General features: G+C 68.2%; 10 protein-coding genes. All 10 read right to left on the reverse strand.

Annotated elements, in window-relative coordinates; translation table 11 throughout:
• Positions 1-220: 220 nt before the first annotated feature.
• The gene (locus tag ABZ906_RS05240; protein WP_361377540.1) at positions 221-1672 is read right to left on the reverse strand and encodes a DUF6177 family protein; all 1452 of its coding nucleotides are present in this window, start codon (positions 1670-1672) and stop codon (positions 221-223) included.
• Positions 1669-5676 (reverse strand): type VII secretion protein EccCa, encoded by a 4008-nt coding sequence (eccCa, locus tag ABZ906_RS05245; protein WP_361377543.1) that lies wholly within the window; start codon positions 5674-5676, stop codon positions 1669-1671. The genes ABZ906_RS05240 and eccCa overlap by 4 nt, the downstream gene beginning before the upstream one ends.
• Positions 5673-6803 carry a hypothetical protein gene (locus tag ABZ906_RS05250; protein ID WP_361377546.1) on the reverse strand — a complete coding sequence of 377 codons (1131 nt, stop codon included), beginning with the start codon at positions 6801-6803 and terminating at the stop codon, positions 5673-5675. Before ABZ906_RS05250 ends, eccCa begins: the two co-directional genes overlap by 4 nt.
• Before the next feature lie 9 nt (positions 6804-6812).
• A complete protein-coding gene (eccD, locus tag ABZ906_RS05255; RefSeq protein ID WP_361377549.1) occupies positions 6813-8177 on the reverse strand; it encodes a type VII secretion integral membrane protein EccD in 1365 nt (454 codons plus the stop codon).
• 31 nt (positions 8178-8208) lie between these two features.
• A complete protein-coding gene (locus ABZ906_RS05260) occupies positions 8209-8499 on the reverse strand; it encodes a hypothetical protein (protein WP_361377552.1) in 291 nt (96 codons plus the stop codon).
• 80 nt (positions 8500-8579) lie between these two features.
• Positions 8580-9446 carry an immunity 49 family protein gene (locus ABZ906_RS05265; protein WP_361185810.1) on the reverse strand — a complete coding sequence of 289 codons (867 nt, stop codon included), beginning with the start codon at positions 9444-9446 and terminating at the stop codon, positions 8580-8582.
• Complete coding sequence (locus ABZ906_RS05270; RefSeq protein ID WP_361185813.1) at positions 9406-12036, reverse strand: hypothetical protein; 2631 nt, start codon at positions 12034-12036, stop codon at positions 9406-9408. The genes ABZ906_RS05265 and ABZ906_RS05270 overlap by 41 nt, the downstream gene beginning before the upstream one ends.
• A complete protein-coding gene (locus tag ABZ906_RS05275) occupies positions 12033-12425 on the reverse strand; it encodes a DUF6507 family protein (protein ID WP_361185816.1) in 393 nt (130 codons plus the stop codon). Before ABZ906_RS05275 ends, ABZ906_RS05270 begins: the two co-directional genes overlap by 4 nt.
• Positions 12426-12478: 53 nt before the next feature.
• Positions 12479-12790: a pore-forming ESAT-6 family protein gene (locus ABZ906_RS05280; protein WP_361185819.1), complete on the reverse strand. Its 312-nt coding sequence runs from the start codon at positions 12788-12790 to the stop codon at positions 12479-12481.
• Positions 12791-12849: 59 nt separating this feature from the next.
• Positions 12850-13179, reverse strand: coding sequence for a hypothetical protein (locus ABZ906_RS05285; protein WP_361185822.1), 330 nt, complete (start codon positions 13177-13179; stop codon positions 12850-12852).
• Between the last annotated feature and the right edge of the window lie 355 nt (positions 13180-13534).

Genomic DNA, 13534 nt, shown 5'->3' on the forward strand with positions numbered 1-13534 from the left:
CCAGCAGGCGTCATTAAGTCCTTGTGCGTCGCCCCAGCCAGGGCAACGCACTCGCCGAATCCTTCACCCTCACGGGCAAACGCGAGACGCTCCGGGTTCGAAGGAGCTGGCCCAGCCAGCAGGACAAGGAACGCCGAACAGTCTCGGACAGCACCGACGCGGAGAGTCGACCACCGGAGGAGCCCCCTCTGCTCCAGAGCCTGCGCACGATCGTGCTGGTTCAGCGAGGTGGCCTAGCCGATCCCGGAGTGGCCTTGAGGTGTCGGGTGAGCTGCTGGAGGGTGGTCCAGATGGTCGGGTCGGTGCCGTCGCCGAGGGTGTAGTGGAGTGCGGGCCGTGCCGCGGGGCCGAGGCGGGTGGGACGCAGGCCCTGGGGCGGGTACTGGGCGTGGGCGAGGCCGATCTCGCTCACGGCCTCCGCGCCCAGCGTGAAGGAGACAGGGATGGGCGGGGCTTCGAAACGAGGCGGGACGGTCAGGTCTCGGCGGGCGGTGCGGAGGGTGGTGAGCATGGATGTCAGGCCGTGGTCGGTGGCCAGGCTCTCGGCCAGCGGGCTGATGGCGTTAACGGGTGGAGTTTCGTCCGGGGCGTAGCCGAGGGCCAGGGTGATGTGTTCCTCGACGCCTGCTGACGTGTGGGTAACGCGGGTGGTGGCGAGGGCCGGGCGGTGGGGGGTGCCGACGGTGGTCAGCCATGTGGGGGCGTTCTTCTGGGCGCGGGCGCGGGCCAGTTCGGTCAGCTGGCGTGGGGACCAGGGCAGGGCGATGGGTTCGGCCGTGGACCAGCCGGCCGGCGGGCTGCCGGTGAGGGCCCTCCAGGCCGCTTCCAGGGCGCCGCCGAGCTGGAGATGTTCGTCGGCGGGGTGAGTGGTCTGGAAGGAGAGGAGCAGTTGGCGTTCGCCGGTAGTGCCGGAGGCGGCCGCTTCGGGCTTGAAGGCTTCCGCGAGCCGCGGCTTCCCCTCCTCGGTCATTACGGGCGTGAAGTGGCCGCCGTGCCAGTGGAGTTCGGCGCCGGACAGGCCGTCGTAGTAGCCGCAGTCCGGGTCCTGGACCACCCACCGGTTGTGGTGACCCTGCAGGGCGGTGCGCGTGGGGAGGGTCAGGCGGGTGTGTGCCGGGGTGACGATCTGCAGGGCGCGGTCATCTGCGGTCGCCGCTCGCAGGGCGTCGGCGAGCCAGCTGGTCATCGCGACGACGGGGCGGTCCTGGATGACGACCGCGGCCTTGTCCGTCAGGACGTCGACGGCCGGTGACGCGGTGGCGGCGGCCGGGTTCGCCGTGACGTCGTCGGAGGTGAGCGGGACGACATCGGTGTGGGCGGCCTCCGGAGGCCAGACCGTGCCGCCGAGTACGGTGGCCAGGCGTCCGGCGAAGGAGCCGGCGAGCCGCTCGCCCTCTCCGACCGCGGTGGAGGCGCGGGCCTCGGTCCACCAGTAGGGCCCGTCGGGGGTGGTGACTTCGGCGCCGAGCAGACGCTGTGCCTCGCCTGGGACCTGGATGAACTGGGGTGCCTCGACGGAGACCAGGGGGCGGCCGTTCGGTGCGCAGAGTTGGACGACGGCGCCCTCGGCCAGAGAGTCCACGCCGAGGTCGGGGCCGCCGGCGAAGAGTCCGGCGAGCAGCGTGTTGATGTCGGGCATCTTGGGAGTGAGGGCGATGACGTCCTTGGTCACGGGTGTTGTGTCTCTTCCGGTGCTGCGGCGTCTTCGGCCAGGGCGGTCTGGATGAGCTGGTGGCGGCGGCTCCGGCGGACCAGGGTGCCGCGGCCGGGGGGTTGGGCGGAGGCGTAGAGGCCGGGGAAGAGCTGGCCCTCGGTGCGGTCGCCGGTCATCAGCAGGGCGGTGGCGCCGGTTTCGCGCAGGGTGGTGAGGAAGGGCTCGTACAGGGCGCGCGATGATCCGGCGACGCGGCGGGTGACGATGAAGTGCAGGCCGATGTCCTGGGCGGAGGAGATGTAGGGCAGGAAGGGTGCCAGGGGTTGCTGGCCCGCGGTGGTGAGGATGTCGTAGTCGTCGACGAGGATGACGATGCGGGGGCCGGTGAAGGCGGGCCCGTCGGTGATGGCGTCCGGGTCGGCGGTCTCTGGCATGCGCTTTTCCAGTTCGCCCGCGATGCCGGTGGCCAGGGCGGCGGCGAGTTTGGCGTTGTGGGCGTAGCCGCCGCGGTAGGGCTCGGGGACGACGCCGCGCAGGCCGCGGCGTGGATCGAAGACGCCGAAGACCAGTTCCTCGTCGCTGTGGCGGTCGATGAGCTGCGCTGTGATGAGCTTGAGGAGGTTGGTCTTGCCGCATTCGTTGTCGCCGAGGATCAGCAGGTGCTGGTCCTGGCCGGTCAGGTCCAGGAACGCCGGGGCGAGGGCGTCCTGGTCGACGCCGAGCGGGACGCGTGAGGGTTCGGCGGTGACCGAGGGCAGCTTCGCGGTGGGCAGGGCGGTGGGGAGGACCCGTACGGGGGCGGCGAGTTCGCCGTGCCAGCTGGCACGCAACGTACGTCCGGCGCGTTCCAGGGCGGGGCCGAGGTCACTCGTGGTCGGCTGGCCGTCGATGCGGGGCAGGGCGGTGTGGGCGAAGAGCTTGGCGTCGGTCAGGATGCGGCCCGGGGTGTCCGCGCTCAGCGTCTCGGATAGTTTGCGGTCGACACTGGAGTCGGAGGGGTCGTTGAGGCGCAGTTCGACGCGGGTGCCGAACATCGACTGGGTGGCGATGCGGACGTCGTTCCAGCGCAGCATGCCCGCCACGATGTGGATGCCGTAGCCGCTGCCGCGCTTGAGGAGGTCGGCGACGGTGTCGTCCAGCTCGGCGAACTCATCGCGCAAGGCGCCGAATCCGTCGATGAGCAGCACGATGTCGGTCGAGCCAAGCTCGGTCAGGCGGCCGTTCGCGCGCAGCTGGCGCAGTTGGTCGACGGAGTCGATGCCGTATTCGCGGAAGAGCTCCTCGCGCAAGGCGAGTTGGGCGCGGACCTCGGCGACCGTGCGGGCGGCGCGCTCGTGGTCGGCGCGGCCCGCGATGCCGCCTACGTGCGGTAGCCCGGAGAGGGCGGTCAGGCCGCCGCCGACCAGGTCGAGGCCGTAGACGGCGACCTGATGCGGGGTCTGGGTCAGGGCCAGGGACAGCGCGAGGGTACGCAGCAGGGTGGTCTTGCCGGACTGTGGGCCGCCGATGACGGCGGCGTGCCCGCCGGCGACGGTCAGGTCCAGGATCCAGGGCTTCTGCCACTGCTTGGCCGGATCATCGAGGACGCCCAGCGGTATCTGCATGGCCCCGGTGGAGGTAGCGAGGTGCAGGCCGCGCTCGGAAGCTTGTACGGGCCCGGCGGCGGCATCGAGTGAGATTGCGTCGGGCAGCGGGGGCAGCCAGATGCGTCGTACGGGAGGGGCTGCCGTGCACAGCTGGTCGACCATGGCCGTCAGGACGGTCGGGCCGGTCTCCCGCTCCCGCATCGCGGGCTCTTCTGGCGCGCCGGTGGTCGGGTCCTGGCCCGTATTGAAGGTGGGGTAGGGCCAGGCGAGGGGTTCCGCGTCGGTCTGCTCGCGCAGGGCCGGGCCGAGATAGGCGCCGGAGACGTAACCCGCCTTGAAGCGTTCGTACGTAGAGGTGTCGACCTTGAGGTAGCCGAAGCCGGGCAGCGGCGGCAGCTGGAAGGCGTCCACGGTGTCCAGGACGGTGCGGGACTCGTCTGCGGAGAAGGTGCGCAGGCCGAGGCGGTAGGAGAGGTAGGTCTCCAGGCCCTTGAGCTTGCCGCCCTCGATGCGCTGACTGGAGAGCAGCAGGTGCACGCCGATCGAGCGGCCGATGCGCCCGATGGACAGGAACAGGTCGATGAAGTCCGGCTTGGCGGTGAGGAGTTCGCCGAACTCGTCGATGACGACGAACAGGTGGGGCAGCGCCTCGAGCTCGAGCTCGGGCTGCTTGGCGCGCAGGGCAGCGTAGTGGCCGATGTCGGCGACGTTCCCGGCGTCCTTGAGGACCTGCTGGCGGCGCTTGACCTCGCCGGCCAGGCTGGTGTGGACGCGTTCGACGAGCCCGGCCTGGTTCTCCAGGTTGGTGATGACACCGGCGACGTGCGGCAGTTCGGTGAAGGGGGCGAAGGTGGCGCCGCCCTTGTAGTCGACCAGGACGAGCGCCAGGTCTTCGGGGGAGTGGGTGGCGGCCAAGGCCAGTACCAGGGTGCGCAGGAGTTCGCTCTTGCCGGAGCCGGTCGCGCCGACGCACAGGCCGTGGGGGCCCATGCCCAGTTCGGAGGACTCCTTGAGGTCGAGCAAGACGGGTTCGTGGCGGTCGTTGAGGCCGATGGGCACGCGCAGGAAGTCGCGTTCGCCGCGTGGCGCCCACAGCTTGCCGAGGTCGAGGGCGGCCGGGTCGTCGATGCCCAGCAGGGTGGGGAAGTCGACGGGGCCGGAGATGGGGGTGCCCTCGGCGGCGGACTCGGCCGAGAGGCGCAGCGGGGCGAGCATGCGGGCCAGGCCCTCCGCCCCAGCGATGCTGACGACGTCTGCCGTGCCCTGGCCGGGCATCGCGTCGGGGGCACGCAGGTCCTCGACGGTGACGTGCTCGCCGTCGACGATGATGCGGACGCTGACCTGGTCGGGTTCGTGGACCTGCTGTTCGAGCAGGTGCAGTACGGTCACGCCCATCCCCGTCAGGTCGACGGCGCTGTCGTGGCGGGGGAGTTCGGTAGCCGTGCTGCCGTGGCAATCGCTCACGACCAGGAGCCGGTCGTTCATGCGCAGCGCATTGCGGTCGGACAGGCCGCGGCGTACTTCGGCTGCATAGGAGGAGCGGCGGCGCAGGTCCGGGGCGCACTGCCGGGCGAGTTGCTCGATGCTGGGCGCGATGCGCCGGGCGGCGGCGGGCCCGTCGCTTTGCTGCGGGTCCAGGACATGGGGCAGCCACTTCGCCCACCCCCAGTCCTCCAGGCGTTCGCCGGGCACGCCGAGGGCGATGGCGACGTCGTCGGGGGCATGTGTCACGGCGGTCTGGATCAGCAGGGCGCGGGCGATGCGCAGGACGGCGTCCCGCTCGCCGATGATGCTGACGTTGCCCGCCCGGTCCAGTGGCGCGGTCAGCGGGAAGTCGGTCGCGGTGGTGAACCGGTGCTGCAGTGCCCGTGCTTCGTTCAGCATGAACGGGTCGGGCGGAGTCAGTACGCCGCTGCCCTGGTTCTGGCCGATCGCAAGGCCTTGTACGGGTACGTCGCCGGTGCCGAGGCGCACCCGCAGGAAGTCCGCGTCGAGGCGGCGGCGCTCCCACAGCCGGGCCGGGTCACGCACCAGGTCGTACAGCGCGGCGGTCGGCGGGTTGAGGATGCGTGCCTGGCGCCGCAGCTCCCGCTCGGTGGCGCCGAGTTCCTCGCGCTGTTCCTCGACGTATTCGAGATAGCGCTCGCGTTGGGTACGCCGGGTGCGCTGGGCCTTGCCGCGCTGGGACAGGAACAGGGCTACCGCACCCAGGAGGGCGAAGACGAGGACGATCGCGCCGATGGCGGCGAATTGGCTGTTGCGGATGACGGTCATCATGACGACCGAGCCCATGACGCCGGCCATCGGAAGCAGCGCGGTGGCCGCATTGCCCATCTTGCCTTCGGGCAGATTGGGCGGCGGTTCGATGGTGCGCTCGGGGGCGGCGGCCTGCGGCCGGGTGGAGCGGGCGGGACGGTGTATGAGGTGTTGGGTCATCGCACCCGCACCGCCCGCCCCATCGCCTCGGCGGCCAGTTGGACGGCGGCGTCGCGCGAGCTCTGGCTGAGCATGCCGGTGTGGATGGGGCCTCCTTGGGCCAGATGACGGTCGTAGGGGAGGGGCACCACGGCGGCGCCCGTCTCGCGAAGATGCGCGGCGGCCGTCTTCAGGTCGAGCGTCGTATCGGGGGAGTTCGCGGACAGGGCCACGACGGTGGTGGCCAGCGCCGAATGCGGCAGCTGGGCCAGCCAGTCCAGGACCATGCGGGTGCCGTTGACGCCCTCGGCGGTCATCGGGGCGACCACCACGCGGGCGTGGGCGGTGTCCATCGCGGTACGCGCCACCTCGCCGGGCAGTGTCTCGCAGTCGACCACCGACATGGCGAAGTAGCGGCGCAGGGCGAGGGTGACGGTGCGATAGGTGGGAACGTCGAGCGGCGCGCCTACGCGTCCCTGGCTGGCGGGCAACAGCCAGCCGCCGTCCGCCACCGGCACCAGGTAGCCGGTGACGTCGGTGAGCTGCATCTCGGGGCTCAGGATGCGGGCCAGGTCGGCGCAGGACCAGCGCACCGACTCCGCGCCGAGGCGCACCGGCAGAGTGCCGAGCGCGGCGTCGGCCTCCAGAGCCAGGACGGGGTCGTGCCGGTAGTGGTTGAACGTCCGGGCGAGGAGGGCGGAGACGGTGGACTTGCCGACGCCGCCCCGGATGGAGGTCACGGCGATGACGCGGCCGGTGGTCACTGGCTGCTGTACCTCGCGGGCGAGGCGGGTCTGCTCGGCGACCTCCTGGCCGGCCGAGGCGGTCAGCTTGCGCAGCGAACGCCCCGTGCGCCGAACGGCGGAGTCCCCGTGTTGCGGGCTGCCCAGGGCCCGGGCCAGGCGTGGATCGACGGTGGGGACGGACTCGGGGGTGGGCAGGGGGAGACGAGGGTCGCGGGGGGCGCGAGGTGCCGGTTGGGAGGTTGCCGACGGTCGGGGTGCTGGAGCAGCGGTCCGCGGCGGCTCCTGCGTTTGCTGTCGCGCGTGCTCCGGGACGGACTGTGGGAGCTCGGCAGCGGGCTGTGCGGGCGCGGCCCCCAACTCCCTCAGCACGTCACGCTGCCAATCACTATCCTGCTGAGCCATGCCGCACCCCTACGCGAAGGTGTCGAGCAGTCGCCCGTACACACCGAACACCCCGATGACCAGCGGCAGCAGGGCAATGACGCCGACGGACTCCAGCAGGTCACCGACGCGGCGAAGCCGCACCCGTACGTGCTCGGCGGGTTGAACCGCAAGCACCACCAGAGGAACCAGCGCCAGCACGACCAGCAGGGCCAACGGCCCACCGGCGGCCGACCGCTCCAGCCACACCCCGACGAGGGCCACTACGACTACGGCCGAGGCGGCGAACAACCCCACCACCTCCGCGACGAGCGGATAGGCGCGCGCCCGCAGCCCGAGGACCACGGCGGTGACCACAGCCACGAGCACAGTCCACACGGAGGGGTCACGCAACACCATCAGCCCGGCCGCCGCAGCGGAGAGGGCCAATACGAGAGTGGCGAGCGCCAGTCCACGATGCGTGGCGGTCAGCGCCGTACCCACCCGGTACCGGCTGACCGAGGCCCCACCGGTACGCCGGTCATCGAGCCCCGACAATCCCGATGCCATCAGAGCAAGCCGAGGCAGTACACCAAGCACCACGACGGACACAACGGCGAGCAACGCCCCCATACGGGCCTGCTCGACACCGGTCCGGCCGCCGTCCTGCAGCGCGAAAGCCGCCTCCCACAGGACAAGGCACCCCAGGGCGGCTGCGGCCCCGATCAGCGCACCGCGTCCCAAAGGCGAGAACCATCCCAGAAGGAGCAGCGCGAGTACGACGTTGACGGCGACGCCCGCCACCAGCACCGGAGAGCCCCAGTCGTGGGCATCGCCCAGCGTCCAGGCCCCGAGGATGCCCGATGCACCAGCAGACACAATCAACGTGGTGGCAAGACCGGGTTGCTTCCGCCACCCCAGCAGAGCGCCGGTAAGCCCCAGCAGCTCGGCGGCAGCCACCAGCGCATTGCCTGCAGTCGCCAACTCGAACTGACCGGCAGCGAACACCCCCGCGGCAACCACCCAGAACACGGTGGCCAGCCCCGCCGTCACCCGCCGCGCAGCGGGCCGCCACCGCCAGGCCCGCACATCCAGATCATCGGCAGCTTCATCGGTGACGTCATGCACCACGGGCGCGGACGGGGCGTCCTCGACGCGCACCAGCCGCAGCACGGCACCGTCGGCGACACCGGCGGACTCCAGGCTGCTGTCGTGCGCCAGCGCGGAACCGTCCGCAGTGACCAGGTGACGCAGCATGGGCCGAGCGGCAGCCCGATCATCGAGCAGCCGCAGAACCTCCGGAAGCAGCAGCCCGATGGGCTCCTGCGAGGGAAGGACGAGATCCACCCGCCGCTGCTCTCCCACCAGAGTGACCCGGCTCAAGGCCGTATGACTCGTACCGCTCGTGCGGCTCAACGGCCCCGCAGATATCACGCGTTCGAACCTATCATCGAGGAGAAGGGCTTACGGAGGGCGAGGGGGAGGTAGCCGATGGCGGGGATGGAGGTACGGAGGTGCTGTAGGGGCTCTTGCCGATGAGCCGGTTCGAAATGAACGACCACCCCACACACCCGGCACACAACACCGCCGCGATCACCACCCCGGCGAACACCTTCCCCAACCGCTCATCCACCGTGCGTCGTTGCCGCTGCGCACCGAACAGCGACGCATCACGCAGCCGTCGGCGTCGTACTGACACCGACTCCAGCAATTGGCTGTCGTAATCCTGGGCTGGCACCGCTATATGCTTCTCTTCCCAACTCGTTTACCGCATGGCTTAGGGGTACGGAGTCCCCATTCCCTCACTGCTCACCGTGCTCAAGTATTGAACTCGCCTACCCACCTGCGCTGCAGAAGGGCTGTAGGCAGGTACTCAGACTCGACTTCGAGCGGCATATCGGCATCGAAAGCCATGCATGCGATCGCTAGAGGGCCGAGGGCTACAAGGCCCTCGCTGCTCTTGGACCGGGTCTCGTCGTCGGACCAGTACTCCTTGTGCCAGGTGAGAGCCTCGCTGAGCGCAGCATTGAACGGTTCCGGATCCTGCCTCTGGTACCGGTGAAACATCTCCAAAGGCGGGTAGAGGACCTTGAGCATGAGTTCGGCGCTGGCGATGTGAGGGGCTGCAGGATCGGTGCCGTTGATGGCCGTGGCCAAGGTATCCCACGTTTCCTGGCGACCGAACCACGCATTCTGCAGCGTTTCCACCCACGCGTAGATGTAGTCATCGAACTCCATGCCTGAAGCACGCAGGAAGGAGACGGGGATACTGGCCAATTGTTCGAGGCGCTCGTTTTCGCGACAAATCGCTGCCAAGTAGTAGGTGGTGAGCCAGTTTCCGGCGTGCAGATACTCCTGGGGTCCTGTCGCGGGTAGGTTCTTCACCTCGTCGTGGCTTCCGATACGGCAGGGGACAGGTCCTTCGGTAGCCGATCCGGAGATGAACAGGCCGGACCCGACCTGCATGGCAGTAACCCAGGCCTCCCATGTCGAGAATTCCTCAACCTTGGGGTCTGTCAGGCTGGCCCATTTAGCAACTGTGAGAGAAAGGTCCAGAGCGTCGAAGCGGTCAAACTCTGAAGACTCGATCTCAGAGAGTGCGTCTTCAGCGCTCTCGACGATCGGTTCCATGGCTTCAACCGCGTTATCCACGGGGAAGTTGTGGCGGGGAATCAGGATTGCCATTTGCCCCCCTTTCTGGGTAGATCCTCAAATGTTCCAGCACGCCGCCAGCGTAGCTGATGATGTCGGAGTCGTTCGCCTTCACTAGGCCGTCGTTCGCCTTTACCAGGGGCTCGTTCGCCTTCACCAGGACGTACTGCAGTTTTTCAGCCTTCAGAGCATCGCGGAACTCTTTCGCAAGCTTGGCATCGCGCCCGCCGCGCTTCGTCATCTCGGCGAAGATGGTCCTAAGATACGGCATCGTCCCCTGTTTGACCCGCATACCTGCAGCTCCGCCGTCGTCTCCGACGCCAGGGTTCTTGAGATCCTCCGGGTCGGCGCGACCATTTCGCCAGTCTAGGTCGTTGCCTGGCGCCTTGTCCTCGGCGATGAGGATCTGGTCGTCCTTAAGCCTGTATGCTCCGTCGAACATATTGGCCCCGTTATTTGTCTTCGGGAGCTCGATTACCTCGACGATCTCAAATTCGTGCGGAATTATATGCAGTTGGGAGGCTTTTTCGCCGAACGTCTCAGAGATTTTGGTGTTGGGTGGTGTGTCGCCGAGTCTTCGAGCGTAGGTATCCTGAGCTGTTGCGAGGGCTTCACGGTTCGAGGCTGAAGGCGTTTTCTCGTACGCCTTTTGCGTATTCATGAGGTTTCTGTAGGCCTCACGGTTTGCTGCCGCGGTGTCCAGAGTGGACAGTACGTCCTTTGGAGCGGTTTCTCGCGGGAGAGGCGTCGATCCGAAGCGAGTTTCGGAGGGGCCGTTCGGCAAGTTGTGTTTAGCGACCCACAGCCCCTGCGCGTTCTTCGCGAGCTGAGGAAGTTCGGCGCCGTCTACCAGCCCAATGCCCGGTTTGCGTCGACCGATTGAGTCGTAGTGATTCGCGCGCCAAGCGGGATCTTCGTTAGCTTTGCGAACGTGCTCGTCTTGGATCTTCTTCAGCTCATCTGAAGTCAACTGCCGCTTCTGTGGATTTCCGGGGCCGTCGGCACCCGAGCCCTGGTCTCCGCTCGTTCGTCCGTCGCGCCCGAGTCCCCCTCCAGAATTCTGACGACTGTGTGGTCCTCCGGTGCGGGTGTCGCTGGAATTGCCGGCGTGATCGTGACTGGCAGAGGAGCTTCCCACCGGCTCGTGAGAACGGCCGGTGCTGCCGGATACGCCATCGGCGCCCCTTGCAGCGTTGCCACCGCCACTAGTAGCTGGTGCAGCATGGCTGGCTTGTGGCGATGCGCCCCCGCCTGCGTGTGCGGTAGCCCCCGGCGTTCGGGCTCCGGCGCCGACGAGTGCAGGCTCTCGCCGGGACGGTGTTCCCTCGGTATTCGTCCGTTGGGCAGCAGACCCCTCGCTCGGAGCTGTCTCCCTGATGGGCTTGCCCTCTGCGTCGAGCCGGATGAACTTGCCGTCCTCGACGCGGACCCTGGAACCGTCGAACTCGAGGTCGGTGTGTACGCGACGGAGCTCGGGAGTGGCGTCGGTGCCGGTGCGAACGCGCGAGGTGAGGTCGGCGACGCTGGGCAGCTTGCTGAACGCCTTGCCGCCCACCGTGAGACCGGCGGAGAGCGGGTCGGCGTAGGTGCCGATCTTCGCCGCGACGCCGGCGGCCTTGGAGGCTGCCCCCGCCTTGCCACCCTTGGCGATGGCACTCAGCGGACCGACACCGATCGTCAGGAAGTTGAAGGTGGTGGTTCCTGCGGCCTGGACGGGGTGCTCTTCCCACTGGTCCCAGGCGACCATGGACTTGGCGAACTCGCGGGCGGCCGTCTTCTGGCGCTTCTCGTCGGCGCTTTCCTCGTCCGGGCCGATCGTGTGGTCCATGACCCAGTCGTAGGGTGTCATGGTGTACTGGCCGATTCCGCCGAAGACATCGGCGAGGCCGCTCCAGGCATCCTTGGCCGAGCCTCCGATGCCGACCAGGTGGCCCAGGCCTTCCAGGGTGGCTCCGCCACCGCCGACGATGAAGCCGTCCCAGACGTAGTGCTTGATGTGCCGGTGGATCTCCCACGCGTGGATGGACTCACTGACGTGACTGCCCCAGGGCGTTTCCTTGGCCTGCTTGAGGAGGTCGGCGTCGTAGCCGTACATCACGGTCTTCTTTGTCGCCTTGTGACTGCCGTCGTCCTCGATGAACTTCGGGCCGCCCACAAGCGCCGAGATCTTGGTCGCGGCCCGACGCTCGGCCGCTTCGAAGGCGGTCTTGGTGACGGCGACGTCGTCCATGAGCTCGTTGTTACGGTCGGTCTTCTCGTCGTCGTAGTGCCAGTCGTCGTCGCCCTCGACGCTGGCGACGAACTTCCTGGCATCGGCCTCCAGCGTCTCCAGGCGCTCGGCCAGCGGGCGCGCCTCGCTGGAGAAGGTGTCAAGGGCGTCGGCCACCGTCTCCAGATCCGCGGCGAAGGTGTCGGCCCTGTCCATCACCGGCTGGGTGGAGGCGAACAGATCGTCTGCCTCCGGCGCGGTGTAGTAGGCCCCCAGCATCTGGAACCGGGAGTGCACATCGGCCCCGCCGTTGCGGATCCCGATGGCGTCGCTGCGCAGCGCGGAGACGTCCTTGTCCAGTTGGTCGAAGTCACCGATGAACGTCGGTATGCCACCCGGCTCGATCATCTTCACTTGTCGGCGCCCTTCTTGCGGGCGTCGGCGAGAATTGCCTTCATGTCCGGGGCCTTCTCAGCATTGCGCTGTGCGGTCGCGGCTTGCTCCAGGTCCCCGTGCACGTAGTGGTTGGTCGCCTCGATCGCTCCGTTCACCGACTTCGCGGCCCGAGCGCCGGGGAAGAGCGCATCCTCCGCGGATTTGTCCACGAACAGAGCCAGCGCCACGCCGATCGGCCCGACGGGCACGTTTCCGCAATATCCCGAGCTGATGGTGCCGGCCGAGGTGGCCGCACTCTCGGTGTCGGTCCCGTACGCCTTGACGTCCTTGGCCAAGTCGTCCATCGCCAGCCCCACCAACGATGTCACCGAATCCACCCCGGACGGTGAAATGTCCCACGCAGGCATGCCAAACCCCCTACTGATCCCCGTAATTCAGCCCAGCAGCTCGGTGTTGTCGTTCAGCCGATGTTGTCGACCGCTGCGCGTGCTCGTGCGAGCGTCGACTGTGCGGTGCCGTCGTTCTGCTCCAGCGTGGTGCGCACGAGGCGGATGATCTCCCGGACCTCGGTGGCCGCTTTGTTCCAGCGGACTTCCTTGCCGTGGTAGTCGTCTGACACGCCGTCGGCCTGGTAGTCGGCCATCGCGGCCTTCACCGCGCGGTCGCGGTCGCCGAGCACCCGCTCCAGCTGGCCGATGATGATCTGCAGGCCGCCCTGTACGTCGGCCGAGGCGCCGGTGTCGTAGGAGCGGCGGTCCTGGGTTCCAGCCATGGCGAAATTCCCCCTGTGTGTGAAGTGTTGGGCGTGCGAGCCGGCCGAACTCGGCGGGCTCAGGCGGAGAAGCGGGCGCCGTCGAAGTTGGCCGCGCCCATGTTCTGGTGGGCGTTGTCGGACTGCTCCTGGTCACCGGAGCCGAACGCGGTGTCCATGCCGGCCTGGCCGCCCAGGATCGAGGACAGCGCCCCGTTCAGATCCGAAGTGATCTCGTCCGCACGCAGCTTGAACGAGTCGAAGGTCGCCTTGCCCGCCCCGTTGAACTTGCCCTCCAGCGGCTCCGCCGCCTGGACCAGCAGACTGATCAGCGTCCCGAGATCGTCGCTCGACCCCGCGGTGTTCTTCCCCAGCACCGCGAGAGTCGTGTCTCCCATGTCGAACTTCATGAGTTCACCCCCGTGTATCCCCGAATGTGTGGTGCGTCGTGGGTGGTTACGCCGTCACGGCATCCACACCTGCCACTCACGCCCCGTAGTGTATCGAACATCCTCTCCCATCGTGCGTTGCAGACGCAACGCAGTTAGGGGTGAGATGGCGTGATCTGTGCCATGGGGCATACCTCCGGGCCGGGAATTGACGCTACGGGGATGCGATGTCCGATGGACGGGGTTGCGCAGGTAGGGGAGTGGTGTCACTGCACATGTGCCTGCCCGACGGTGCGCTGTCATCGAGGGGGGTCGGCTACGGCCGTTGGTGGGCGGAGTGTTGGTCGCGGTTGCCATGGCCGAGACGGTACCGGCG

The sequence above is a fragment of the Streptomyces sp. NPDC046925 genome (assembly GCF_040644915.1).
Lineage (GTDB): Bacteria > Actinomycetota > Actinomycetes > Streptomycetales > Streptomycetaceae > Streptomyces.

Excerpts from the sequence above, each read along its gene's own strand:
- eccCa (WP_361377543.1), bottom strand. The coding sequence starts at position 5,676 with ATGACCCAACACCTCATACACCGTCCCGCCCGCTCCACCCGGCCGCAG.
- ABZ906_RS05250 (WP_361377546.1), bottom strand. The coding sequence starts at position 6,803 with ATGGCTCAGCAGGATAGTGATTGGCAGCGTGACGTGCTGAGGGAGTTG.
- ABZ906_RS05265 (WP_361185810.1), bottom strand. The coding sequence starts at position 9,446 with ATGGCAATCCTGATTCCCCGCCACAACTTCCCCGTGGATAACGCGGTT.
- ABZ906_RS05275 (WP_361185816.1), bottom strand. The coding sequence starts at position 12,425 with ATGCCTGCGTGGGACATTTCACCGTCCGGGGTGGATTCGGTGACATCG.
- ABZ906_RS05280 (WP_361185819.1), bottom strand. The coding sequence starts at position 12,790 with ATGGCTGGAACCCAGGACCGCCGCTCCTACGACACCGGCGCCTCGGCC.
- ABZ906_RS05285 (WP_361185822.1), bottom strand. The coding sequence starts at position 13,179 with ATGAAGTTCGACATGGGAGACACGACTCTCGCGGTGCTGGGGAAGAAC.